The organism is Pseudomonas sp. Z1-12 (assembly GCF_051132015.1).
GTDB lineage: Bacteria > Pseudomonadota > Gammaproteobacteria > Pseudomonadales > Pseudomonadaceae > Aquipseudomonas > Aquipseudomonas zanjanensis.
In genome coordinates this window covers 4936258-4960311 of record NZ_CP071647.1, presented here as the reverse complement: position 1 = coordinate 4960311, position 24054 = coordinate 4936258, and the positions used below count along the sequence as shown (strand labels likewise).

The window sequence follows — 24054 nt, the reverse complement described above, 5'->3', positions numbered from 1 at the left end:
GGGCCGGTCTGTCGACCGGCCTCTTGCTGAAACAACCGGTTTCGTCCCTCGACGGTCACCCCAAGTGATCGTCCGGTTTGATTCGAAAAGGAATGACTCATGACTCAGAAATTCGACGTGGTAGTGATTGGTGCGGGCCCTGGCGGCTACGTAGCGGCCATCAAGGCTGCGCAACTGGGCCTCTCCACTGCCTGCATCGAGAAATACACCGACAAGGAAGGCAAACAGGCCTTGGGCGGTACTTGCCTGAACGTCGGTTGCATTCCGTCCAAGGCGCTGCTGGACAGCTCCTGGAAATACAAGGAAGCGAAAGAAAGCTTCAACGTTCACGGTATCTCCACCGGTGAAGTGAAGATGGACGTCGCCGCGATGGTTGGCCGCAAGGCTGGCATCGTCAAGAACCTGACCAGCGGTGTCGCCACCCTGTTCAAGGCCAACGGCGTGACCTCCATCGAAGGCCACGGCAAGCTGCTGCTGGGCAAGAAAGTCGAAGTGACCAAGCCAGACGGCTCGGTTGAAGTGATCGAAGCCGAAAACGTCATCCTGGCACCCGGCTCGCGTCCAATCGACATTCCACCGGCTCCGGTCGACCAGAATGTAATCGTCGACTCCACCGGCGCCCTGGAATTCCAGACTGTGCCAAAACGCCTGGGCGTGATCGGCGCTGGCGTGATCGGCCTCGAGCTGGGTTCGGTATGGTCGCGCCTGGGCGCTGAAGTGACCGTGCTCGAAGCCCTCGACACCTTCCTGATGGCCGCTGACACCGCGGTATCCAAGGAAGCGCTGAAAACCCTGACCAAACAGGGCCTGGACATCAAGCTGGGCGCTCGCGTGACCGGTTCGAAGGTCAACGGCGAAGAAGTCGTGGTGACCTACACCGACGCCAAGGGCGAACAGACCATCACCTTCGACAAGCTGATCGTTGCGGTCGGCCGTCGTCCGGTGACCACCGACCTGCTGGCTGCCGACAGCGGCGTGGAAATCGACGAGCGCGGCTTCATCGCGGTCGATGACCATTGCGCTACCGCCGTACCGGGCGTGTTCGCCATCGGTGACGTGGTTCGCGGCATGATGCTGGCCCACAAGGCATCCGAAGAAGGCATCATGGTTGTCGAGCGCATCAAGGGCCACAAAGCCCAGATGAACTACGACCTGATCCCATCGGTTATCTACACCCACCCGGAAATCGCATGGGTTGGCAAGACCGAGCAGGCCTTGAAAGCCGAAGGCGTTGAAGTTAACGTCGGCACCTTCCCGTTCGCCGCCAGTGGCCGTGCCATGGCAGCCAACGATACCGGTGGTTTCGTGAAAGTCATCGCCGACGCCAAGACGGATCGCGTATTGGGCGTTCACGTCATTGGCCCAAGCGCTGCCGAGCTGGTACAGCAAGGCGCGATCGGTATGGAATTCGGCACCAGCGCTGAGGATCTGGGCATGATGGTCTTCTCCCATCCGACCCTGTCCGAAGCCTTGCACGAAGCGGCCCTGGCCGTAAATGGCGGCGCCATCCATGTGGCCAACCGCAAGAAGCGTTAATAGACAATAAGAAACCACGGCGGTATGGCCCGTCGTGAGCCTTGCGAGCAAGACTCACCGCGGAATATCCGCTGGACGCAGCCTTGCGTAGCGACACCGGTTCACCGGAACGCTACGCAAGCAGCAGTCACAGGTGGTGCGGCACCACAACGGTGCAGCACCGAATGCGCAGTACCTAACGAAGACGGTAATAAGCATGAATCTTCACGAGTATCAGGGTAAGCAGCTGTTCGCTGAGTACGGCCTGCCAGTATCCACCGGCTACGCGGTAGACACCCCGGAAGCGGCAGCAGAAGCTTGCGACAAAATCGGCGGCAGCGAATGGGTTGTCAAAGCCCAGGTTCACGCCGGTGGTCGCGGTAAAGCGGGCGGCGTCAAGCTGGTTCGCAGCAAAGAAGACGCCAAAGCCTTCGCACAGCAGTGGCTGGGCAAGCGTCTGGTGACTTACCAGACTGACGCCAACGGCCAGCCAGTCACCAAGATCCTGGTTGAATCGTGCACTGATATCGCTAAAGAGCTGTACCTGGGCGCTGTCGTTGACCGTTCGAGCCGCCGCATCGTGTTCATGGCTTCCACCGAAGGTGGCGTGGACATCGAGAAAATCGCTCACGATACCCCTGAGAAAATCCTCAAGGCCACCATCGATCCACTGGTTGGCGCACAGCCATTCCAGGGTCGCGAGCTGGCATTCCAGCTGGGTCTGGAAGGCAAGCAGGTCACTCAGTTCGCCAAGATCTTCGTAGGCCTGGCCAAGCTGTTCCAGGACCACGACCTGGCCCTGCTGGAAGTGAACCCGCTGGTGATCAAGGCCGACGGCGACCTGCACTGCCTCGATGCCAAGATCAACATCGACGCCAACGCCATGTACCGTCAGCCTAAGCTGAAGACTTTCCACGATCCGTCGCAAGACGATCCGCGCGAAGCGCACGCTGCCAAGTTCGAACTGAACTACGTAGCCCTGGAAGGCAACATCGGCTGCATGGTCAACGGTGCCGGCCTGGCCATGGGTACCATGGACATCGTCAACCTGCATGGCGGCAAGCCAGCCAACTTCCTCGACGTGGGCGGCGGTGCTACCAAGGAACGTGTTACCGAAGCGTTCAAGATCATCCTGTCCGACACCAACGTCGCTGCAGTACTGGTCAACATCTTCGGCGGCATCGTTCGCTGCGACATGATTGCCGAAGGCATCATCGGCGCCGTGAAAGAAGTCGGCGTGAAAATCCCGGTTGTTGTTCGCCTTGAAGGCAACAACGCTGAGCTGGGCGCTAAAGTACTGGCAGAAAGCGGTTTGAACATCATCGCTGCTACCAGCCTGACCGACGCTGCTCAACAAGTCGTTAAAGCTGCGGAGGGCAAATAATGAGCGTCCTGATCAACAAAGACACCAAGGTTATCTGCCAGGGCATTACCGGTTCGCAAGGTAGTTTCCACACCCAGCAAGCCCTGGAATACGGCACCAAGATGGTTGGTGGCGTAACTCCGGGCAAAGGCGGCACCGAGCACCTGGGCCTGCCCGTGTTCAACACCGTGAAAGACGCTGTAGCCGCCACTGGCGCCACCGCCAGCGTGATCTACGTTCCAGCACCTTTCTGCAAGGACTCCATCCTTGAAGCAGCGTTCGGCGGCATCAAGCTGATCGTCTGCATCACCGAAGGCATCCCGACCATCGACATGCTGGAAGCCAAGGTCAAGTGCGACGAGCTGGGTATCACCCTGATCGGCCCTAACTGCCCAGGCGTGATCACTCCAGGCGAATGCAAGATCGGCATCATGCCAGGTCACATTCACTTGCCAGGCAAGGTCGGTATCGTGTCCCGTTCCGGCACCCTGACCTACGAAGCCGTGAAGCAGACCACTGACGCCGGTTTCGGTCAGTCGACTTGCGTCGGCATTGGCGGTGACCCGATCCCAGGCTCGAACTTCATCGACATCCTGAAGCTGTTCCAGGAAGACCCGAAGACCGAAGCGATCGTCATGATCGGTGAGATCGGCGGTTCGGCTGAAGAAGAAGCGGCTGCCTACATCAAGGCCAACGTGACCAAGCCGGTTGTTTCCTACATTGCTGGTGTGACTGCTCCTCCGGGCAAGCGCATGGGCCATGCTGGCGCAATCATCTCTGGCGGCAAAGGCACTGCAGACGAGAAGTTCGCTGCACTGCAAGACGCAGGCGTAAAAACCGTGCGTTCGCTGGCAGACATCGGCAAGGCCCTGGCCGAGCTGACTGGCTGGGAAATGAAGAAGTAAGCTTCGGCTGACTTTTTCGTTCCAGCAACAAAGGCCACCTTCGGGTGGCCTTTGTCGTTTCTGGCCGACTGTACAGCCGTTTTACTTGGGAAATGTAGGGAGGTCCTTGTGGCGAGGGAGCTTGCTCCCGCTCGGCTGCGAAGCAGTCGTAAACCAGGCTGCGCCGTTTTACCTGAATAGGTCCGGTTTGCCTGTATTGGGGCTGCTGCGCAGCCCAGCGGGAGCAAGCTCCCTCGCCACAAAGGCATGAGTGCATTGCATTGTGGGAGCAAGCTCCCTCTCCACAAAGGCATGAGCGCATTGCATTGTGGGAGCAAGCTCCCTCTCCACAAAGGCATGAGCGCATTGCATTGTGGGAGCAAGCTCCCTCTCCACAAAGGCATGAACGCATTGCATTGTGGGAGCAAGCTCCCTCTCCACAAAGGCATGAGCGCATTTCATTGTGGGAGCAAGCTCCCTCTCCACAAAGGCATGAGCGCATTTCATTGTGGGAGCGAGCTTGCTCGCGATGACGGAATTACAGTCGTCAACCATTTAGATGCAAAAACGCGACACGGGAGCGTCGTGCATCGGATAGTTTGCCCCTTTACAGTGCGTTTTATCGCCAAATTCGTTAGGCTAGCAGCCATTTTTGCGATCGCTGCCCAAAAGGAAGCGCCGCGCTAAACGGGTCGGTCCCATACGGATCGGCAGCATTTCCCTCTACCCTCGGGGAAATCCCTCTCTAAATTCCGATTCAGTAGTGTGGTTTCCTTAATGAAAGTGTTGAAAGGCCAGGACATCCTGGCGCTTGGTTTCATGACATTTGCCCTGTTCGTCGGGGCTGGCAACATCATCTTCCCGCCTATCGTCGGTTTGCAGTCCGGGCCCCATGTCTGGATGGCGGCGCTGGGCTTCTTGATCACCGCGGTCGGGCTGCCGGTCATTACGGTCGTTGCATTGGCCAAGGTCGGCGGCGCGATGGATGCCCTGAGCAGCCCCATCGGCAAAATCGCCGGTGGGTTGCTGGCGGCGGTGTGCTACCTGGCTGTCGGCCCGCTGTTCGCCACGCCGCGTACCGCCACCGTTTCGTTCGAAGTCGGCTTGGCGCCTCTGACCGGCGAAAGCCCGCTGGCGCTGTTCCTCTACAGCGCGGTGTATTTCCTGCTGGTGTTTTTCATCTCGCTCTACCCGGGCCGCCTGCTGGACACCGTCGGACGTTTCCTTGCTCCCCTGAAGATCATCGCCCTGGCCGTGCTCGGCATCGCTGCGTTTGCCTTGCCGGCAGGCGATATCGGCGTGGCCACGCCCGAATACGTGGCGGCGCCGTTTTCCCAAGGTTTCATCAATGGCTACCTGACCATGGATACCCTGGGGGCCCTGGTGTTCGGCATTGTCATCGTCAATGCGATCCGCTCCCGGGGCGTCGAGTCGCCGGCCCTGATCACCCGCTACGCGATCATCGCCGGGTTGATTGCCGGGGTGGGCCTGGCGCTGGTCTACGTCAGCCTGTTCCGCCTGGGTTCGGGCAGCCATGAAGTGGCCGCGGGCGCAACCAATGGCGCCGCCGTGCTGCACGCCTATGTGCAACACACCTTCGGCAGCCTGGGCAGCGGTTTCCTGGCGGTGCTGATCTCCCTTGCATGCCTGGTGACTGCGGTCGGCTTGACCTGCGCCTGCGCCGAGTACTTCAGCCGCGTCTTGCCGCTGTCCTACAAGACCTTGGTGGTGATCCTGGCGGCCTTTTCGCTGTTGGTGTCCAACCTGGGCCTGACCAAGCTGATCGCGTTCTCGATTCCGGTCCTCACTGCGATCTACCCACCGTGCATCGCCCTGGTGGCCCTGAGCTTCTGCAAGGATTTCTGGCACGAGCAGGGGCGCATCGTCGGCCCGGTGATGCTGGTGTCGTTCCTGTTTGGCCTGATCGATGCGCTCAAGGGCGCGGGGCTGGCGGACTGGATGCCGACGCAACTGGCTCACTTGCCGCTGAGCGAGCAAGGCCTGGCCTGGCTGGTGCCTTCGGTGATGACCCTGGCGGTCGCAGTGGTGTGTGATCGCCTGCTGGGCAAACGCAGCGAAGCGTTGGCGTAAGCGGCAACAGGCAGATCCACCGGCAAGAACCGAAATGCCCCGTATCAATCGATACGGGGCATTTTTTTTGAGTGTGGTGTCTTTTTTCGTGGACTAACGTCGAAGCAGTGTCTTGAAAAACCTGCACAGAACCCTGTGGGAGCGAGCTTGCTCGCGATAGCGTCGGATCAGTCAGCTATCGGAGGGCAGATAGACCGCCATCGCGAGCAAGCTCGCTCCCACAGGTCTGCATTTCCCACAGGTCTGCATTTCAAGGCAAGTCTGGCTTTAGACGTCATGTTTTTAGACATACAGGAAATCGAATGTCATTCATCCAAGCCAACCTGATCCATCTGCTTGCCGCCGCCTGGTTCATCATCTGCTGGGCGGGCTACACCCGTTATGCCACCTGGAAGGCCCGCGACACGGCCTGCCTGGCCAGTGTCATGCACCTGTACCGCGAAGACTGGATGCGCCGCATGCTGCTGCGTGAGAACCGCATCGCCGATGCCAGCGTGATCGGCAACCTGGAGCGCAACGCGTCATTCTTCGCTTCCAGCACGCTGATCATCCTGGCGGGCATCCTGACAGTGCTCGGGGCCTCGGATCGGGCGGTGTCGTTGCTGGCGGACATCCCCTTGGTGCAACAGGCTTCCCAGGGCATGGCGGAGGTCAAGTTGCTGTGCCTGGCACTGGTGTTCGTGTATGCGTTCTTCACGTTCAGCTGGTGCATGCGCCAATACAACTTCGCCGCGGTGCTGATTGGCTCGGCACCGATGATCGGCGAGCGCCATGTCTCGGAGCAAGAGCGCAAAGCCTTCGCACTAAGGGCGGCGCGGGTGATTTCCATGGCGGCCAACCAGTTCAACTTCGGCCTGCGTGCCTATTACTTCGGCATGACCATGTTGGCGTGGTTTGTCAGCCCCTGGTTATTCATGTTGATGAGTGCTGGGGTGGTGTTCGTGTTGTATCAGCGTGAGTTTCACTCCGATGTGCTGGATGTGATGGTCTATACCCCCACCGAAGCACCAGCGCCCGAGGCTGGCAAGGAAGCGGCCTGACAGACGCCGCCTCCAAATCACAAGCAAAAGAAAACCCGCGCCAGGCGGGTTTTCTTTTACTGCTAAAACCGTATCAGTTGGTTTTAGGCGCTTCAGGAGCAGGAGCAGGAGCTTGTTCCTGCTGGGCGGCACTGTTCGATTCAGACTGAGCTTTGGCGGCTTCGGCGTTTTCTTTCGCCGCGTCGTTCACTTTATCCTGTGCTTTGTTCATGTCTTGCTGAGCTTGCTCAGCGTGTTGTTGGGCATCTTGAGCTTTGTCCTCGGATTTTTTATCGCAGGCAGCGAGACCGAGGGAAGCGGCCAACATCAAGGCAATAGCAAAAGTCTTACGCATGGGGTGTTTCTCCTTATGGAAATAACTACTGGCCTTTTGAGCGCGCCCCTTCAGGTTAAGTTCCTCTTTTGCTACAGATATATAACTTTGCGCAGCAGCGGAACTTTATGGCTCGCACCTGTTGTAGAGACTCCCACCTATGAAAGGCGTTGATGAAGTGGTTGAAGATCCCGTTTTTGAGCGTGCGACGCGCTTCCTGTCCGCGCTGCGGCATTGCCAGGTGCTAGGTGTGAAGTTGCACAGTGCCAGCCGTGATGGACTGACGGTCATCCTGCCGTTCAGCCCGCAAATCGTTGGTAATCCCCTGACGGGTATCATCCACGGCGGGGCGTTGACCTCATTGATGGACACTGCGTGCGGCATGTCGACCTTATGCGTGCTGCCGCAATTCGAAGTCTGCCCCACCCTCGACCTGCGCATCGACTACATGCACGCCGCCGAGCCCCACAAGGACGTCTACGGCTTCGCTCAATGTTATCGGGTGACCCCGGACGTGATTTTCACCCGGGGGTTCGCCTATCAGGACGATCCCGAACAACCCATCGCCCATGTGGTGGGCACGTTCATGCGCCTGGGCCAGCATGCCAGGGGAATGGGCAAGGCCAGTCCGATAACCACCGCGGGCCAACCATGACCGATACCACCCAGGAACACCTGCGCCACGCCTGCGAGCAGGGCGACTACGCGCTGCTGCTCGCCTCGATCCCCTATGCCCAACTCATCGGTGTCGAATGCATGCGCCAGGGCGACGACTTGTTGTTTCGCCTGCCGGCCAACAAAGACAACATTGGTAACCCTTTGCTGCCGGCCATCCACGGCGGGGTCATCGCCGGCTTCATGGAGCTGGCCGCTGCGGTGCATCTATTGATTGCCACCGGCACGCCGGGCATACCGAAAATCATCGACTTTTCCCTGGATTACCTGCGCGCCGGGCACTTTCGCGACACCTACGCCAAATGCCAGGTCTGGCGCCAGGGCCGACGGGTCGCCAACGTCGCGATCACCGCTTGGCAAGACGTCGAGGCCGAACCCATCGCCACCGCCCGGGCGCATTTCAAGATCCAGGAACCCTCAAAACCCGATCGCCCTTGAAATCATCCGCGTCGCCCCCACCTTGAGGACATCCCGCCGCCAATCTCAGCGAGGCGGACACCACCATCCACTTGGAGTTTGATGACCATGAGCGTGGAAACTCAAAAGGAAACCCTGGGCTTCCAGACCGAGGTGAAGCAACTGCTGCACCTGATGATTCACTCGCTGTATTCGAACAAGGAAATTTTCCTTCGCGAGCTGATTTCAAACGCCTCTGACGCTGTCGACAAATTACGTTTCGAAGCCCTTTCCAAGCCTGAACTGCTGGAAGGCGGCGCCGAGCTGAAAATCCGTGTGAGCTTCGACAAGGACGCGAAAACCGTCACCCTCGAAGACAACGGTATCGGCATGAGCCGCGAAGAGGTGATCACGCACCTGGGCACCATCGCCAAGTCCGGCACAGCCGACTTCATGAAGAACCTGTCCGGCGACCAGAAGAAAGATTCCCACCTGATCGGTCAATTCGGCGTCGGCTTCTATTCGGCGTTCATCGTGGCCGACCAGGTCGAAGTGTTCAGCCGCCGTGCCGGCCTCGCTGCGAGCGAAGGCGTGCATTGGTCGTCCAAGGGCGAAGGCGAGTTTGAAGTCGCCACCGTCGACAAGGCTGATCGCGGTACCCGCATCGTGCTGCACCTCAAGTCCGGCGAAGACGAGTTCGCCGACGGTTGGCGCCTGCGCAATATCATCAAGAAGTACTCCGACCATATCGCGCTGCCCATCGAGCTGCCGAAGGAAGTCACCGCCGCCGAAGGCGAAGAAAAGCCTGAAGTGGAGTGGGAAACCGTCAACCGCGCCAGTGCCCTGTGGACCCGTCCACGCACCGAAGTGAAAGACGAGGAATACCAGGAGTTCTACAAGCACATCGCCCACGACTACGAGAACCCGCTGAGCTGGAGCCATAACAAGGTCGAAGGCAAGCTGGAATACAACTCGCTGCTGTACGTGCCGGCCCGCGCACCGTTCGACCTGTACCAGCGCGAAGCGCCACGGGGCTTGAAGCTGTACGTGCAGCGTGTGTTCGTGATGGACCAGGCCGAATCGTTCCTGCCGCTGTACCTGCGCTTCATCAAGGGCGTGGTGGATTCCAACGATTTGTCGCTGAACGTTTCGCGGGAAATCCTGCAGAAAGATCCGATCATCGATTCCATGAAGTCGGCACTGACCAAGCGCGTGCTGGACATGCTGGAAAAACTGGCGAAGAACGAGCCCGAGCAGTACAAGAGCTTCTGGAAAAACTTCGGCCAAGTGATGAAGGAAGGTCCGGCCGAGGACTTCGCCAACAAAGAGAAAATCGCCGGCCTGCTGCGCTTTGCGTCGACCCAGGGTGACGATGGCGAGCAGATTGTTGGCCTGGCCGATTACCTGGCCCGCGCCAAGGAAGGCCAGGACAAGATCTACTACTTGACCGGTGAAACCTATGCGCAGGTCAAGAACAGCCCGCACCTGGAAGTCTTCCGCAAGAAAGGCATCGAAGTGCTGCTGCTGACCGACCGCATCGACGAGTGGCTGATGAGCTACCTCAACGAGTTCGACGGCAAGAGCTTCGTCGATGTGGCCCGTGGTGACCTGGACCTCGGCAACCTGGATTCGGAAGAAGACAAGAAAGCCGCCGAAGAAGTCGCCAAGAGCAAGGAAGGCCTGGTCGAGCGGATCAAGACCGCCCTGGGCGACGCTGTCAGCGAAGTGCGTGTCTCGCACCGCCTGACCGACTCCCCGGCGATCCTGGCCATCGGTGAGCAGGACCTGGGCCTGCAAATGCGCCAGATCCTTGAAGCCAGCGGCCAGAAAGTCCCGGACTCCAAGCCGATCTTCGAATTCAACCCGGCCCACCCGCTGGTGGAAAAACTCGACAACGAGCAGAGCGAAGAGCGTTTCGGCGATCTGTCGCACATCCTGTTCGACCAGGCGGCCCTGGCGGCCGGTGACAGCCTGAAGGACCCGGCGGCGTATGTGCGTCGCCTGAACAAGCTGTTGGTTGAACTGTCAGCTTAATCTGACGCAGGAAAATCCCTTGTGGGAGCGAGCTTGCTCGCGATGGCGGTAGAGCAGTCAACGCATCTGTTGAATGTTGGACCGAAATCGCGAGCAAGCTCGTTCCCACAATGGCTTCTTGAATGTTTCATCAAGAGGAGTCCGTCATGAGTCAGGTTACGGTTCGTTCGCTGGTCTATCAGATCGATGGTCAAAATTATGAAGGTCGCCTGGCCTTCGACGTTAACCAGCAGGGCCCGCGCCCGGGTTTGCTGATGGCGCCGAACTGGATGGGTGTCGGGGCGGGTGCCGAGGACATTGCCAAGTCGGTGGCGGCCAATGGTTATGTGGTGCTGATCGCCGACTTGTATGGGCAAACGGTGCGCCCGACCAACGCCGATGAGGCGGGGGCGGCGATGATGCCTCTCAAGAACGACCGGGCATTGTTGCGCAAGCGCATGCAGGCCGCGTTCGAGCAGTTGCAAAGCCAGGGCGAAGCCGAGGTCGATACAGCGAAACTCGCCACGTTCGGCTTCTGCTTCGGCGGTTGCTGTTCATTGGAACTGGCTCGCACCGGCGCTCCGCTCAAGGCCGCGATTTCCTTCCACGGCACGCTGGATACACCGAACCCGGCCGATGCGCAGAACATCAAGGGCGCGGTGCTGGTGATGCATGGCGCTTCCGACCCGCTGGTGCCGAAAGAGCAGCTACCGGCCTTTGAAGAGGAAATGAATGCCGCCGGGGTGGATTGGCAGTTGCTGAGCTACGGCGGTGCAGTGCACTCGTTCACTGATCCGCAGGCCAATGTGCCGGGCAAGATGATGTACGACGCCAAGGTCGCCGGAAGGGCGTTCCGCTCGATGCATAACTTGTTGGATGAAGTGTTCAAGGGCTGAGATAGGGTCTGGATCTCTGTTGTTTGATATACAGCCATCGCGAGCAAGCTCGCTCCCACATTTGACCGAGGTGTTCACAGCATTTGTGAATGACATCGATCCAGTGTGGGAGCGAGCTTGCTCGCGATGACTGCCTGACAAACGACTCTGAACTCAGGGCAGCTCGATCCGCTCGCTTTCCCCCGGCACTGTCGGCCAGTCCCCAGCCGCCCAGCGCCGGCGGGCTTCATCGATCCGGGCCGGGTCGCTGGAAACGAAATTCCAGTTCATCCGCCGCGGCCCGTCCAGGGGCGCGCCGCCGAACAGCATGGCATGGCAATCGCTGTCGGCAAACAGTGTCATTTCTTCCCCGGCTGGCAATATCACCAGGGAATGGGCTTCTACCGGCTCGCCCTCCAATAACGCCTCGCCACTGAGCACATACAGCGCCCGTTCTTCATGCTCGCTGGGAATCAGCAAGGTCGTTGCGGTCTGCAGGTTCAACTCGGCGTACAGCGTTGGCGACAGCACCGGTACCGGGGATTCCAGGCAAAAGCCTGCCCCGGCGATCATGCGGATGCAGACCCCAAGGTTCTCACTGACCGGCAGGCTCTGCGCGGGGTGATGGCTGTAGTGCCCCGGGCCCTGTTCGTGGGACTTGGGCGAGGCCAGCCAGACTTGCAACCCGTGCATGACGAAAGGGCTGCCCAGTAATGACTCCGGGGTGCGCTCGACGTGGGCGATGGCGCTGCCGGCGGTCATCCAGCTGACATCGCCAGCGTCCACCACCTGGTCGGAGCCCAGGCTGTCCTTGTGCTGGAGTTTGCCTTCGAACAGGTAGGTGAGGGTGGACAGGCCAATGTGTGGATGCTGGCGGATGTTCATGCCTTTGCCGGCCGGGTAGGTGGTTGGCAGCATGTGATCGAAAAACACGAAAGGCCCGACGCTGCGGCATTTGGCGGACGGCAGCGGGCGAAGGATCGGCTGGCCTTCGACGTCTTCGGCGCGGGGACGAACGGTCAGGAGGGTGGTCATGTTGTCTTCCAGGTTGAACAACGGTTGGCCGAAGCATAACCCGCCGCCGGCAGACACTGCACATGCGCCTTGAACCCAGGCGGGACGGCGAGGGTCTACGCTGTTCATGGCTCCTGGAGACTGCCCGTGCCTTTGACCCGTTTGATCGTTGCCTGGCTGCTGGTCGTTTCGAGCGCCGCCATGGCCCGCGAATATGCCTACAGCGATGCGCACCTGCATTACGTCGATTTCTTCCAGGAAAGCGCCGGCATGCCCAAGCTGCTTCAGGCGATGGCGGACAATCGCATCGAGCATGTGATGATTTCCGGCGTGCCGGTGGCCAAGAAATGGCATGAGGACGAGCCCAAGCGTCCGCGTTATTACGCCGGTGATGACGCGGATGCCTATTGGTACAGCGCCACCGATGTGATCGTCGCCGCGGCAGTGAGCAAGCTGACCGACGAACAGCGCCAGCACTTCCATCCGTTCCTGTCGGGCTTCAATCCCAACGACAAGAACTCCGCCGCCCACATCCAGCGCATGCTCGATCTCTATCCGGGGTTGTGGCAGGGCATCGGCGAAGTCTTCACCCGCCATGACGACCTGACGGCGCTGACCTCGGGCGACACGCCACGGGCCAACAACGAAGCCATGACGCGGATCTATCACCTGGCGGCGGAGAACGACCTGCCGGTGATGCTGCATTCCAACATCACGTCCAAGCGTGAGAAAAATCCGCTGTACCTGGCGGAAATCGAGGAACCGTTGCGCAATCACCCGCACACGCGCTTCATCTGGGCCCACGCCGGCACCAGCATGGAAATCCATCGTCACCAGACCCGCTTGGATTTTCTGCTGCCGACCCTGACCCGCCTGCTCGAGGCCTACCCCAATCTCTACGTCGACCTGTCCTGGAGCGTACTCACGCCGTACTTGCTGGATGAGGCGGGCAAGCCTCGGGTTGAGTGGGTAAAGCTGGTGGAGCGCTTTCCTGAGCGTTTCATGGTGGGGTCGGATGTGGTCGGGCGTTTCGACAAGTTGGGTGAGGAACTGCGCAGCTTCGATCCGTTCCTCGATGCCTTGCCGGAAGACGTGGCGAGGAGAGTGGCGCGGGATAACTTCCTTTCGGTATTGCCGCACTCAGTGACCCGCTAAGTCCGTTTTTGTGGCGAGGGAGCTTGCTCCCGCTGGGCTACGCAGTAGCCCCAAAACCTGGCGACTGCTGCGCAGTCGAGCGGGAGCAAGCTCCCTCGCCACAGGGGCAACCCTATCTCCGGGCCATAGCTGGCCTGGCCAACATCGCTTTGTCATCAGCCTGTCACTCCCGCGTCATACCCTCGCGCTCATCTCAATCAAGGAGCGCACTATGCACCTCACCCGTTCAAGCGCACTGGTCGCGCTGTTGTTGACCTGCGGCCTGGCCCAGGCGGAAGTTCGTGTCGAAGGCCCGGTGGAGTACGGTGTCTTTGAAGGGCCCCAGGCTGAGTTGCAATCGGGCGAGCGGGTCCTGCGGCGCAGCAACGAGCAGATCCGCCAGACCGAGAGCGTACCGGCGAAGCTGGGCACCAAATTCGGCATGCGCTATCAGTTGGCTGGCAAGGTTGCTGACGACCAGCCGTTGACCCTGTTGTACTTCACCCCCGGTATCCGCACCCCCGATGGCGTGCGCCACGACAAGTTCGAGGTCATCCAGAAACTGGTGCCCGGCGCACCCCAGGATGTCATGGCCTACGAATTCACCGAAAGCCACGAAGTGGTGCCGGGAGAGTGGCGGTTCATGGTGTTCCAGGGTGATCGGCTGCTGACGCAGCAGCGGTTTGTCGTGCGCTGAATGGCGTCAACTGTGGGAGCCAGCTTGTGTGGGAGTGAGGTCAGAAAAAACCTGTGGGAGCGAGCTTGCCCGCGATAGCGGACTGACATTCAACATTGTCATTGACTGTCGAACCGCTATCGCGAGCAAGCTCGCTCCCACAAGGGCATACCCACAGAACTTTTTTATGTGAGCAGGCAAAAAAACGCCCCGAACCAGTCGGGGCGTTTTTTTGTGTGGCGTAGCAGCGAGGCTTACTTGCCCTGCCAGCGCTTCATCACCAGGGTGGCGTTGGTGCCACCGAAGCCGAAGCTGTTGCTCATCACGGTATTGATGGTGGCGTTTTCGCGAGTCTTGGTCAGGATGGGCAGGTCGGCCACTTCCGGGTCCAGCTCGTCGATGTTGGCCGAACCGGCCATGAAGTTGCCTTCCATCATCAGCATGCAATAGATCGCTTCGTGAACGCCGGCGGCGCCCAGGGAGTGACCCGACAGGCTCTTGGTGGAGCTGATGGCCGGGGCCTTGTCGCCGAACACTTCGCGCACACCCTTCATTTCCGCGACGTCGCCGACCGGGGTCGAGGTGCCATGGGTGTTCAGGTAGTCGATCGGTGCGTCGACGGTGGACATGGCCATCTGCATGCAGCGCACCGCACCTTCGCCGCTTGGCGCGACCATGTCGTAGCCATCGGACGTGGCGCCGTAGCCGACGATTTCCGCGTAGATCTTCGCACCACGGGCCAGGGCGTGTTCCAGCTCCTCGACCACGACCATGCCGCCGCCGCCAGCGATGACGAAGCCGTCACGGTCGGCATCGTAGGCACGGGAAGCTTTTTCTGGCGTGTCGTTGCGCTTGCTGGACAGGGCGCCCATGGCGTCGAACAGGAACGACTGGCTCCAATGTTCTTCTTCACCGCCGCCGGCGAACACGATGTCCTGCTTGCCCATCTGGATCTGCTCGACAGCGGTACCAATGCAGTGGGCACTGGTGGCGCAAGCGGAGGAGATCGAGTAGTTCAGGCCCTTGATCTTGAATGGCGTGGCCAGGCAGGCCGAAACGGTGCTGCCCATGGTCCGGGTGACGCGGTACGGGCCGACACGCTTGACGCCTTTTTCGCGCAGGATGTCCAGCGCTTCCATCTGGTTCAAGGTGGAGGCACCGCCGGAGCCGGCGACCAGGCCGGTCCGCACGTTGGACACCTGCTCGTCGGTCAGGCCGGAGTCAGCGATGGCGTCCTTCATGGCCAGGTAGGCGTAGGCCGCCGCATGGCCGACGAAACGGTAGATCTTGCGATCGATCAGTTCTTCGAGGTTGAGGTCAATGGAGCCGGAAACCTGGCTACGCAGACCCATTTCGGCATATTCCGGGTTGAACCGGATGCCAGGGCGACTTGCACGCAGGTTAGCGGAGACGGTCTCTTTGTCATTGCCCAGGCACGAAACGATGCCCAGACCAGTGATAACGACGCGGCGCATGCGGATAACCCTTAGAAGTTGTCAGTGGAGGTGAAAACGCCGACCCGTAGGCCTTCGGCGGTGTAGATCTCGCGACCGTCCACGGCAACCGAACCATCGGCAATGGCCATGTTCAGCTTGCCCTTGAGGACGCGTTTGATATGAATGTTATAGGTGATTTTCTTGGCGGTCGGCAGGACCTGACCAAAGAACTTCACTTCGCCCGAACCCAGGGCGCGACCGCGACCTGGCAGGCCTTGCCAGCCGAGGAAAAAACCGACCAGTTGCCACATGGCGTCCAGGCCCAGGCAGCCCGGCATCACCGGATCGCCTTCGAAGTGGCAGGCGAAGAACCACAGGTCCGGAGTGATATCCAGCTCGGCGACCAATTCACCTTTGCCGTACTTGCCACCCTCTTCGCTGATATGGGTGATGCGATCCACCATCAGCATGTTCGGGGCGGGCAGTTGCGCGTTACCTGGGCCGAACAGCTCACCGCGACTGCAGCGCAGCAGATCTTCCCGGGTAAAGGCGTTTTGTTTGGTCATGCGAGCTCCTCAATAGTCCCATGCGGCAGGGTGGGGCAAATCTTCCCGGCCGATCGAAGCGTTCATGCCTCGAATCGACAGCCTACTCATAGACTATTGCGTTGTAGTGAAAGTCACAGCACACGGGAAATGAATGTACACCTGTGCACTGAAATTTTTATTCAAGCCCCAATCGAGGCTCGTTCGGGTGCCTAAGACTGCCGCACTTTCGCCTTTCACGCCAGTCACAGATGGTCTGGCGAGCTGTTCTAATTCACCCAGCGCTGCAGAATCTGTTGCAGTTCGTTCCTTTTGAACGGCTTGGCCAGGTAATCGTTCATGCCCGCCGCGAGGCAGGCTTCGCGGTCGCCCTGCAAGGCGTTGGCCGTCAGGGCGATGATCGGCACCTGGTCGCAACCCGGCAACTGGCGGATCTGCCGCGTGGCTTCGTAGCCATCGATGATGGGCAACCGGCAATCCATGAGGATCGCTTCGAAAATCAGGCTCTCGGCGCTGCGTACGGCCTGGGCGCCATCGGTGGCGATGCTGACGGTGAAGCCCAGGCTGCGCAGCATGGCTTCGACCACCGTCTGGTTGACCGGATTGTCTTCCACCAGCAACACGTTGCGGCCTTCGCCATCGCCGCTGCCGCTGCCGATAGGCAGGCGCGGCACCAGGGTCGCTGGTGTCTGGCGCGACAGGGCCAGCGGGATCTCGAGAGTGAACACCGAGCCTTGGCCTTCTTCGCTCTGGGCCCGCAGCGTCCCGCCCATGCGTTCGGCCAGGGTGCGGGCGATCGGCAGGCCCAGGCCGGTGCCGCCGTAGCGCCGGGAAATCGAATTGTCGGCCTGCTGGAAGGCATCGAACATGCGCTCCAGGCTCTCGGCGGGGATGCCGATGCCACTGTCGCGCACCGTGCAGGTGAACCACAGCAGTTCGTGGTCCAGGGCCTGCCACTGGCATTGCACGGTGACACGGCCTTGCTCGGTGAATTTCAGCGCGTTGCCGATCAGGTTCACCAGGATCTGCCGGATCCGCGTCGGATCGCCCTGGACCTGCAAGGCCTGCATGTCGTCCGGGACCAGCAGGTCCAGGCCCAGCTTGCGCTGCGCGGCGCTGTGCTGGAAAGACTGCGCGCAACTGCCCACCAGTTCGGCCAGGTTGAACGGGATGTGCTCCAGTTCCAGGGCCGAGCGCTCGATGCGCGAGAAGTCGAGGATGTCGTTGATCACCTTCAACAGGTGTTCGGTGGATTCCGAAGCCAGCGCCGTGTACTCGTGCTGCTCGTCGGTCATGCGGGTGGTTTCCAGTAGCTGCAACATGCCCAGTACGCCGTTCATGGGCGTGCGCAGTTCATGGCTCATCATCGCCAGGAACTCGGATTTGGCGCTGTTGGCTTTTTCCGCTTCTTCGCGGGTCTTGATCAACTGCGCCATGGCCTGCTGCTGTTCGCGGCTGGCTTGTTCCAGGCCGTCGGCCAGGTTGTTGATGTGCCGCGACAAGGCCCCCAGTTCGGTGTCATCGACGATGGGCAGCGGGGTGCTGTAGTCGCCTTGCTGGATAGCCTTGACCGCGTTGCCGATGTCGCGGATCGGCCGGGACAGGCTGGTCGCCAGCCGGCGAGCCACCAGGAAGGTGAACAGCAGGGCGAACAATGCCAGGATCGCGGCCTTGAACAGGATTTCCTGTTGCCGCTGGCTGAAGGCGTCGCTGGACATGCCGACGATCACGCGGCCCAGGTAATCCTCGCCAGCCGCCTCGATGGCGCTGCTGTTGCCTTGCAGGAAATCATTGTTCAGGGCAATGCGCTGCAGGCGCACCGGGGCCTGGAAGACGTCGATCTGCTGGGCACGGCTGTGGACCTGCTCGGGTTGTTCGACATACACCAAGACCTTGTCGGCGCTGTCCTGGACTTCCAGGAAGCGCACGTGTGGGGTTGCCAGGGTTGCGGTGAGCAGGCTTTCGAGTACCTCTTTGTTGCCGGATATCACCCCGTATTCCGTGGCGGGGGCCAGTTGGTTGGCGATCAGTTGCCCGGTGTGATTGAGCTCCTGGCGCAAGTCCTGGATCCGCACGAAGGTAAAGAAAGTGATCAGCAGCAAGGTCAGCAGCAACGCCGGGCCGAGGGCGATGAGCTGGGTGCGGGTGTTGATGTCCCAACGGCGACGCAAGGTCATGGGCGGTGTTCTCCTTCGGCCAACGTTGCCGCGACGGATTCGGCGTCAATCGGTTCGATCCCCAGCGAGCGGGAGACCTGCCGGTTGCCCAGGACTTTGAAGCGGTCCGGATACAGCGTGCGCGGCCAGGTCGTGGCGGGGCGGTCAAGCAGGTCGTCGAGAATCGCCAGCCAGTCCTGTTGATCGCTGTAGGTACTGGCCAGGCTGCCGGCCTTGACGAATGCGGCGCTGGGCCCGATCAGCGCGCGTTGCCGGGCATAGCTGCTGAGCAACAGGTTCTTCACGGTCTTGGGGTTGTACAAGTCGGGGTCATCCAGGCCCAGCAGCACATCGCTTTGGCCCAGCAGGTTTTGCAGGGGACGGCTGTCGCTGGTGTCGTCCCAACGTTCGCTGACGATGACCAGGCCCAGCGGTGCCGCGGCCTGTTGGAGGTCCTTGAGCAGGAACTCACTGTGGGCGTCGTACAACACGCCGACCCGTCGCACTTGCGGCAGGATGGTGCGGATCAGCCTCAGTTGCCGCGCCATCGGAGGATCGCTCCACAGCAGGCTGAGGTGCGCGGGCGTCCCATCGCCCAGGCGGTCGCGGGCTTGCTGGCGGCTAATGCGCAGGACCAGGGTGGCCGGGCCCCGTGCGTCTTGCAGGCGCCACTCCAGGCTGGGCAGGTCAAGCAGGACCAGGCGCACAGTGTCCGGCAACTTGTCCGGCGTCGGCAGGTTGGCCAGTGGCGTAAAGCGTACGCTGTCTTCGGGGCGCAAGGTTTTCAGGGCCTGGGTGAAAGACTGTACGCCGGGGCTGTCCTCGGCGCCGGTCAACAGGATCTCGGCGGCCCTGGCCTGGAGGGTTGCCAGCCAGCCGGCAAACACCAGGCACAGGGCCAGCGTCAGGCGGCCATGAAATGGCGTCTTGCGGGGGCGGCGCCGGGACATCTAGAACGATAGCTCCGCGCTGAAGTACACCACATGGCGGGAGTCGTAGCGGTTGTCGACGAAGGTCATGGGCTGGTTGTCCAGGCGCTGTTGCAGCACGCCCGCCAGTTCCAGGCTGGCCTTGCCCAGGGGAATGCGCCGGGCGAGGCGGGTGTCGACCCGTTCGAAGCGATAACCGTTGAGGTCGGCGGCGGCGTAGTAGAACAGCGCACTGTTCCAACCCTGGCCCCAATCCCTTAGCCAGCCGGCCGAACCGCTGTTGCGGGCGGTCAGTTGTTCGTCGAGGGGGTTGCTGGCCTGGGCGTCGACATAGGCATAGGTCAGGCGCAGACGGTCGGCGCTGGTCATGCGCCAGTCGAACTGGGTCTCGACCCCGGAGAACTGTGATTCGTTGGCATTGCTGGCGATGTACTGATTGTTGCGCAGCGGCTCGCTGATCATGCCGGTGATTTCGTCATGGAACAGCTTCACGTCGACCGCCAGGCCCACGTCCACGAAATAACCGTTGTAGCCCAGTTCCCGAGAGCGCATGTGCTCTTGCTCCAGGTTGCCCGGGCCGCGGGTCCGGACGAAATAACGGGCACTGTTCTGGCCGAAGGCGGCAGGCTGCAGGTTGGTGACCTGGTAGCTCCAGTTGACGTTGTTCTCGAACATGTCCGGCGAGCGCACGGCTTCGGAGTACACCGCCCGCAGGCCGTGGCGCGGCGTGATCAGGTAGTTGACCGCGACCCGCGGGGTCAGCGAGCTGCCGGTCAGGCGGGTGTCCTCGAACATCGCGCCACCCTGCAACAGCCAATGCTCGGTAGCCCGCCATTCGAGCTGGCCGAACAGGCGCCAGGTGGTGTCGTCCAGGGTGCCGTTGAAGTACGTCTCCGAGTCGGCCCGGTCGTAGCGATAATTGGCGCCGGTGACCAGTCGCAGGCTGTCGGACAGGCTCAGGGTGTCCTGGATCTCCAGGTCGTAGCGCGATTCCCGGGCGCTCTGGTCGATATCGCCGCACAGGGTCCGCGAGGCGCCGTTGCGCCATTGATCGAGCACCTGGTTGGCCAACGCCTGTTCCTGTGGCGTGCCGGGTGGCGCGCCGATGCTGGTATAGCTGGGGATATTGCGCGCCAGCTTCTCGGCATAGTTGGGGTTGAGCTGCCACAGGTCGGTCAGTTGCGGGCTGAAAGACACCTCGGCGTCACAGGCGCGCCAGGTCTGTTGGCGATCCCAGTGCTGGATCGAGCCTTGTACATAAAGGCTGTGGTCGGGATTCAGGTCCAGGTTCCAGCGCAGTGAGCCGGCATAGTCCTTGGCGATGACGTCGGAATTATCCCCAGCGGCGGTAATCCCGGCGAACACGGGACGGTAGGTATAAGGTCGCTGGTTGGTCCCGTCCTTGGCGTTCAATTGCCAGTCGATGCTCTGCCGTTCGTCCAGGGTCTGGCTGACGGACAGATTGAAGCGATTCAGGCGGCGGCTGTCGCGGTAGTCGGCACCGTTGCGGTCGCTGTCAAAGCCATCGTCCTCCTGGCCGGACAGCGACAACCGCAGGTCGCCGCCTTCCCAGCCGCTGCCCTGGCTGGCGTACCAGTCACTGATGCCACGCTGGCCCCGGGTGATTTTCAACCGGGTGCCATGGCTGTCGGCCGGGGCGCGGGTGATGATGTTGACCACCGCCATCAGCGCGTTGGCGCCATAGCTGACGGTGTTGGGGCCGCGGAAGACTTCGATCCGCTCGATGTCTTCCATGGCCACCGGAATATCGCTCCAGTCCACGGTGGCCAGGCCGGCGCGGTACACCGAGCGGCCGTCGATCAGCACTTGCATGCGTCGGGCTTCGCTGGCGTTGGTGCCGTGGTAGTTCACGGCGGCCTGGTTGCCGGTGATGTTGCCGACCATCATGCCCGGTACCAGGCGCAGCAATTCGCTGATGTCCCGGGCGCCGCTGGCCTTGATCAGTTCGCTGTCGAGCACGGTCATGCTGCCTGGCACCGCCGCCGGCGATTGCTTCAGGCGCGTGGCCGTCAGTACCTGGGGCAGGGGCTGGCTGTCCACGAACAAGTCGTCGGCCAGCACTGGCGGGCTGATGATCAGTGCCAAGAGCAGGGACGAACCTGAGCGGGAAGGGCCAACGGACACGGCACAGCCTATGAGAATGGACGGATGACGGGCATGTTAACTGAGCTGAACGACTTTTCCATTCACGTTGACAGCATTTTCCTAGGAATTGGTGGTCAGCTTCCTACAGCTGGCGGTAATTGTTGCCGGGGCTGGTCGCCATCCGGCCGCTCCGTATAATGCCCCGCATTGCCACTTGGTATGGATGAACGGATTGCATATGACTGAACAGCGCCCGATTGCGGTCCTGGGGGGCGGGAGTTTCGGTACCGCCGTGGCTAACCTGCTGGCCGAGAATGGCCACCCGGTGCGCCAGTGGATGCGTGACCCGGAACAGGCCGAGGCCATCCGGGTCAACCGCGAGAACCCACGTTACCTCAAGGGCATCAAGATCCGCCCGGAAGTGGTGCCGGTGACTGACTTGCAGGCCACCCTGGAGGGTAGCGACCTGTTCTTCGTCGCCTTGCCGTCCAGCGCCTTGCGTTCGGTGTTGGCACCCCATGCCGAGCGCCTGAGCGGCAAACTGTTGGTGAGCCTGACCAAGGGCATCGAAGCCCAGACCTTCAAGCTGATGAGCGAAATTCTTGAAGAAATCGCCCCCAAGGCGCGGATCGGTGTGATTTCCGGCCCGAACCTGGCGCGGGAAATCGCCGAGCACGCGCTGACCGCCACGGTGGTCGCTAGTGAAGATGAGCAACTGTGCCAACAGGTCCAGGCCGCGCTCCATGGCCGCACCTTTCGGGTCTACGCCAGTGCTGACCGTTTTGGAGTGGAGTTGGGCGGTGCACTGAAGAACGTCTATGCCATCATCGCCGGCATGGCGGTGGCGCTGGACATGGGCGAGAACACCAAGAGCATGCTGATCACCCGCGCGCTGGCGGAAATGACCCGCTTCGCCGTCAGCCAGGGCGCCAACCCGATGACCTTCCTGGGGTTGGCCGGGGTGGGCGACCTGATCGTCACCTGTTCCTCGCCCAAGAGTCGCAACTATCAGGTCGGCTTTGCCCTCGGCCAAGGCTTGAGCCTTGATGAGGCTGTGTCGCGCCTGGGTGAAGTGGCCGAAGGGGTCAATACCCTCAAGGTGCTCAAGGCCAAGTCCCAGGAGGCGGGGGTGTACATGCCACTGGTCGCCGGGCTGCATGCCATCCTGTTCGAAGGGCGCACGCTGGAACAGGTGATCGAGCTGTTGATGCGTGGTGAACCGAAGACCGACGTTGATTTCATTTCCACCAGCGGTTTCAACTGAACCGCTATTGACGCAAGCAGGAGCGAGCCATGAACGATCCGCAAGGGCAACCCCAATACGAATCCATCCTGCTGCGTGTGCTGTGGATGATGGTTTACCTGCTGGTCTGGCAGGTGGCGCAATTCATCCTCGGCGCCGTGGTGCTGGTGCAATTGATCTATCGGCTGATCTACGGCGCGCCCAGCGCGAGCCTGATGAATTTCGGCGACAGCCTGAGCCAGTTCCTGGCGCAGATCGGCCGCTTCGGCACCTTTCACAGCGACCAGAAGCCCTGGCCGTTCGCGGACTGGCCGACCCCACGCACGCCGGAAGGTGAAGCGCCTCACGCCGTGGCGCCGGCGCCACATCCGGTCCGGGACGAGGAGCCGAAGCTATGAAGCTGTGGGTATTGCGTCACGGAGAGGCAGAGCCCCATGGTGTGCGTCCCGATCCGGAGCGGGTCTTGACAGTGCATGGCCGCGAGGAAGTGTTGCTCAGTGCCGGCCGGCTGATGGGTGAGCCATTGCGGGCCATCTATGCCAGCCCTTATGTGCGTGCCCAACAGACCGCGCAACTGGTGCGCGAAGCACTGGGTTTCGAACCTGAACTGATTACCGTCGATTGGCTCACGCCGGAGACCCGGCCGGCCGATGTGTTGCGGCATCTGAAGGATCAGGACGACGTGCTGCTGGTCAGCCATAACCCGTTGGTGGGCAGCCTGCTGGGCTTCCTGCAGCACGGCCACCTGCAACAGCCCGAGCAAGTGCAAACGGCTGGGCTGGCCGAGCTGGAAGGCGACATGCCGTTGGCCGGGGCGATGAGCCTCAAGCGCCGGTAATACCTGATCCACCCCAGCGTCTGCATCGCGGGCAAGCCTTGCTCCCACCGTGCTGTGCAGGATTGAATGCAATAAAACCAAAAAGGAAGGGCAGCGATGAGTCTGTGGCGCACCACCCCCAACATCGAGCAACTGAACGCCGCCGGTAGAAACACCATCAGCGAAGTGCTGGATATCCGTTTCGAATCGTTCGACGACGAGTCCCTGACCGCCAGCATGGTGGTCGATCAGCGTACCCACCAGCCGTTCGGCCTGTTGCATGGCGGTGCTTCGGTGGTCCTGGCCGAAACGGTCGGGTCCATGGCCGCCTACCTGTGTGTGGATGCCAGCAAGTTCTATTGCGTCGGCCTGGAGATCAATGCCAACCACCTGCGCGGCGTGCGCAGCGGACGGGTAACGGCCACGGCCCGGATGGTTCACCTGGGCCGTACCACCCAGGTCTGGGACATTCGCCTGGTCAATGACGAGGGCAAGCTCAATTGCGTGTCGCGCCTGACCATGGCCGTGGTGCCGCTGGGTGAGCAACCGCCGGCGCGTTGAACCCCCTGTGGTGGGTGAAAGGCTCTTGTGGCGAGGGAGCTTGCTCCCGCTGGACTGCGCAGCAGGCCCAAGACCAGGCGCAGCGGTTTGTCAGGCAGATGTTTTGGGGTCCGCTTCGCGGCCCAGCGGGAGCAAGCTCCCTCGCCACAGGTTTTCATCGCTCATACAACCCCATAGCCCAAGCCCGACTGTCATCATTCCTGTCAGTTACGGTCATTGCCGCGCCGTCGGGTTCTGCGGACAATCTGCCGCAGTTCCCCAATGGATCGGCT

Annotated in this window: 22 protein-coding genes; 15 read left to right on the top strand and 7 right to left on the bottom strand. The window is 61.1% G+C overall.

From position 1 onward, the window contains the following. The first annotated feature begins 99 nt into the window (after positions 1 to 99). The 5 genes from lpdA (at position 100) to J3P85_RS21405 (ending at position 6893) form a co-directional block, all read left to right on the top strand. On the top strand, positions 100 to 1536 hold the full coding sequence (gene lpdA / locus J3P85_RS21425) for a dihydrolipoyl dehydrogenase (RefSeq protein WP_186708138.1): 1437 nt from the start codon (positions 100 to 102) through the stop codon (positions 1534 to 1536). Positions 1537 to 1732: 196 nt separating this feature from the next. Then, positions 1733 to 2899, top strand: a complete 1167-nt coding sequence (gene sucC, locus J3P85_RS21420; RefSeq protein ID WP_003179235.1) for an ADP-forming succinate--CoA ligase subunit beta — start codon at positions 1733 to 1735, stop codon at positions 2897 to 2899. Further along, positions 2899 to 3783: a succinate--CoA ligase subunit alpha gene (gene sucD / locus J3P85_RS21415; protein ID WP_014339581.1), complete on the top strand. Its 885-nt coding sequence runs from the start codon at positions 2899 to 2901 to the stop codon at positions 3781 to 3783. Before sucC ends, sucD begins: the two co-directional genes overlap by 1 nt. A 756-nt stretch (positions 3784 to 4539) precedes the next feature. Next, a complete protein-coding gene (gene brnQ, locus J3P85_RS21410) occupies positions 4540 to 5853 on the top strand; it encodes a branched-chain amino acid transport system II carrier protein (protein WP_053123957.1) in 1314 nt (437 codons plus the stop codon). A 302-nt stretch (positions 5854 to 6155) separates the two neighbouring features. Next, a complete protein-coding gene (locus J3P85_RS21405; RefSeq protein ID WP_434703402.1) occupies positions 6156 to 6893 on the top strand; it encodes a DUF599 domain-containing protein in 738 nt (245 codons plus the stop codon). Positions 6894 to 6966: 73 nt separating this feature from the next. Here the strand turns inward: J3P85_RS21405 and J3P85_RS21400 are convergent, their stop codons facing one another. Then, entirely contained in the window at positions 6967 to 7227 is a 261-nt protein-coding gene (locus J3P85_RS21400; RefSeq protein WP_186708134.1) for a hypothetical protein, read from the bottom strand. A gap of 157 nt (positions 7228 to 7384) precedes the next feature. On the opposite strand from J3P85_RS21400, the gene J3P85_RS21395 reads away from it, so the two are divergent. The 4 genes from J3P85_RS21395 (at position 7385) to J3P85_RS21380 (ending at position 11186) form a co-directional block, all read left to right on the top strand. Continuing rightward, entirely contained in the window at positions 7385 to 7861 is a 477-nt protein-coding gene (locus J3P85_RS21395) for a PaaI family thioesterase (protein WP_434706413.1), read from the top strand. Further along, positions 7858 to 8319, top strand: a complete 462-nt coding sequence (locus tag J3P85_RS21390) for a PaaI family thioesterase (RefSeq protein WP_434703401.1) — start codon at positions 7858 to 7860, stop codon at positions 8317 to 8319. Before J3P85_RS21395 ends, J3P85_RS21390 begins: the two co-directional genes overlap by 4 nt. An 87-nt stretch (positions 8320 to 8406) precedes the next feature. After that, on the top strand, positions 8407 to 10311 hold the full coding sequence (htpG, locus tag J3P85_RS21385) for a molecular chaperone HtpG (protein ID WP_060743152.1): 1905 nt from the start codon (positions 8407 to 8409) through the stop codon (positions 10309 to 10311). A 146-nt stretch (positions 10312 to 10457) separates the two neighbouring features. Further along, positions 10458 to 11186 (top strand): dienelactone hydrolase family protein, encoded by a 729-nt coding sequence (locus J3P85_RS21380; RefSeq protein WP_434703400.1) that lies wholly within the window; start codon positions 10458 to 10460, stop codon positions 11184 to 11186. Positions 11187 to 11339: 153 nt separating this feature from the next. Here the strand turns inward: J3P85_RS21380 and J3P85_RS21375 are convergent, their stop codons facing one another. Further along, complete coding sequence (locus J3P85_RS21375) at positions 11340 to 12200, bottom strand: pirin family protein (protein WP_434703399.1); 861 nt, start codon at positions 12198 to 12200, stop codon at positions 11340 to 11342. Between the two features lie 120 nt (positions 12201 to 12320). On the opposite strand from J3P85_RS21375, the gene J3P85_RS21370 reads away from it, so the two are divergent. Then, positions 12321 to 13334, top strand: a complete 1014-nt coding sequence (locus J3P85_RS21370) for an amidohydrolase family protein (RefSeq protein WP_434706412.1) — start codon at positions 12321 to 12323, stop codon at positions 13332 to 13334. A gap of 211 nt (positions 13335 to 13545) precedes the next feature. Next, complete coding sequence (locus J3P85_RS21365; protein ID WP_018610122.1) at positions 13546 to 14010, top strand: DUF3859 domain-containing protein; 465 nt, start codon at positions 13546 to 13548, stop codon at positions 14008 to 14010. Between the two features lie 233 nt (positions 14011 to 14243). On the opposite strand, the gene fabB is transcribed toward J3P85_RS21365, so the two are convergent. The 5 genes from fabB to J3P85_RS21340 all read right to left on the bottom strand — a co-directional run bounded on the left by fabB (position 14244) and on the right by J3P85_RS21340 (position 21200). Beyond that, entirely contained in the window at positions 14244 to 15464 is a 1221-nt protein-coding gene (gene fabB / locus J3P85_RS21360) for a beta-ketoacyl-ACP synthase I (RefSeq protein ID WP_434703397.1), read from the bottom strand. 11 nt (positions 15465 to 15475) lie between these two features. Further along, positions 15476 to 15991, bottom strand: a complete 516-nt coding sequence (gene fabA, locus J3P85_RS21355; protein ID WP_003204400.1) for a 3-hydroxyacyl-[acyl-carrier-protein] dehydratase FabA — start codon at positions 15989 to 15991, stop codon at positions 15476 to 15478. Positions 15992 to 16239: 248 nt separating this feature from the next. Further along, entirely contained in the window at positions 16240 to 18147 is a 1908-nt protein-coding gene (locus J3P85_RS21350; protein WP_434703395.1) for an ATP-binding protein, read from the bottom strand. Beyond that, a complete protein-coding gene (locus J3P85_RS21345) occupies positions 18144 to 19076 on the bottom strand; it encodes an ABC transporter substrate-binding protein (protein WP_434703394.1) in 933 nt (310 codons plus the stop codon). The genes J3P85_RS21350 and J3P85_RS21345 overlap by 4 nt, the downstream gene beginning before the upstream one ends. Continuing rightward, positions 19077 to 21200 carry a TonB-dependent receptor plug domain-containing protein gene (locus J3P85_RS21340; protein WP_434703393.1) on the bottom strand — a complete coding sequence of 708 codons (2124 nt, stop codon included), beginning with the start codon at positions 21198 to 21200 and terminating at the stop codon, positions 19077 to 19079. A 199-nt stretch (positions 21201 to 21399) separates the two neighbouring features. Between J3P85_RS21340 and J3P85_RS21335 the strand changes: the two genes are divergently transcribed. The 4 genes from J3P85_RS21335 to J3P85_RS21320 all read left to right on the top strand — a co-directional run bounded on the left by J3P85_RS21335 (position 21400) and on the right by J3P85_RS21320 (position 23782). Beyond that, positions 21400 to 22425, top strand: coding sequence for an NAD(P)H-dependent glycerol-3-phosphate dehydrogenase (locus J3P85_RS21335; protein WP_186708114.1), 1026 nt, complete (start codon positions 21400 to 21402; stop codon positions 22423 to 22425). A 29-nt stretch (positions 22426 to 22454) separates the two neighbouring features. Then, positions 22455 to 22802, top strand: a complete 348-nt coding sequence (locus tag J3P85_RS21330; protein ID WP_434703391.1) for a DUF4389 domain-containing protein — start codon at positions 22455 to 22457, stop codon at positions 22800 to 22802. Continuing rightward, positions 22799 to 23242: a phosphohistidine phosphatase SixA gene (gene sixA / locus J3P85_RS21325; RefSeq protein WP_434703389.1), complete on the top strand. Its 444-nt coding sequence runs from the start codon at positions 22799 to 22801 to the stop codon at positions 23240 to 23242. Before J3P85_RS21330 ends, sixA begins: the two co-directional genes overlap by 4 nt. A gap of 96 nt (positions 23243 to 23338) precedes the next feature. After that, a complete protein-coding gene (locus tag J3P85_RS21320; RefSeq protein WP_434703387.1) occupies positions 23339 to 23782 on the top strand; it encodes a hotdog fold thioesterase in 444 nt (147 codons plus the stop codon). Positions 23783 to 24054 lie beyond the last annotated feature (272 nt).

Coding starts and splice junctions, on each gene's coding strand:
- lpdA (WP_186708138.1), top strand. CDS start 100: ATGACTCAGAAATTCGACGTGGTAGTGATTGGTGCGGGCCCTGGCGGC.
- sucC (WP_003179235.1), top strand. CDS start 1,733: ATGAATCTTCACGAGTATCAGGGTAAGCAGCTGTTCGCTGAGTACGGC.
- sucD (WP_014339581.1), top strand. CDS start 2,899: ATGAGCGTCCTGATCAACAAAGACACCAAGGTTATCTGCCAGGGCATT.
- brnQ (WP_053123957.1), top strand. CDS start 4,540: ATGAAAGTGTTGAAAGGCCAGGACATCCTGGCGCTTGGTTTCATGACA.
- J3P85_RS21405 (WP_434703402.1), top strand. CDS start 6,156: ATGTCATTCATCCAAGCCAACCTGATCCATCTGCTTGCCGCCGCCTGG.
- J3P85_RS21400 (WP_186708134.1), bottom strand. CDS start 7,227: ATGCGTAAGACTTTTGCTATTGCCTTGATGTTGGCCGCTTCCCTCGGT.
- J3P85_RS21390 (WP_434703401.1), top strand. CDS start 7,858: ATGACCGATACCACCCAGGAACACCTGCGCCACGCCTGCGAGCAGGGC.
- htpG (WP_060743152.1), top strand. CDS start 8,407: ATGAGCGTGGAAACTCAAAAGGAAACCCTGGGCTTCCAGACCGAGGTG.
- J3P85_RS21380 (WP_434703400.1), top strand. CDS start 10,458: ATGAGTCAGGTTACGGTTCGTTCGCTGGTCTATCAGATCGATGGTCAA.
- J3P85_RS21375 (WP_434703399.1), bottom strand. CDS start 12,200: ATGACCACCCTCCTGACCGTTCGTCCCCGCGCCGAAGACGTCGAAGGC.
- J3P85_RS21365 (WP_018610122.1), top strand. CDS start 13,546: ATGCACCTCACCCGTTCAAGCGCACTGGTCGCGCTGTTGTTGACCTGC.
- fabB (WP_434703397.1), bottom strand. CDS start 15,464: ATGCGCCGCGTCGTTATCACTGGTCTGGGCATCGTTTCGTGCCTGGGC.
- fabA (WP_003204400.1), bottom strand. CDS start 15,991: ATGACCAAACAAAACGCCTTTACCCGGGAAGATCTGCTGCGCTGCAGT.
- J3P85_RS21350 (WP_434703395.1), bottom strand. CDS start 18,147: ATGACCTTGCGTCGCCGTTGGGACATCAACACCCGCACCCAGCTCATC.
- J3P85_RS21345 (WP_434703394.1), bottom strand. CDS start 19,076: ATGTCCCGGCGCCGCCCCCGCAAGACGCCATTTCATGGCCGCCTGACG.
- J3P85_RS21335 (WP_186708114.1), top strand. CDS start 21,400: ATGACTGAACAGCGCCCGATTGCGGTCCTGGGGGGCGGGAGTTTCGGT.
- J3P85_RS21330 (WP_434703391.1), top strand. CDS start 22,455: ATGAACGATCCGCAAGGGCAACCCCAATACGAATCCATCCTGCTGCGT.
- sixA (WP_434703389.1), top strand. CDS start 22,799: ATGAAGCTGTGGGTATTGCGTCACGGAGAGGCAGAGCCCCATGGTGTG.
- J3P85_RS21320 (WP_434703387.1), top strand. CDS start 23,339: ATGAGTCTGTGGCGCACCACCCCCAACATCGAGCAACTGAACGCCGCC.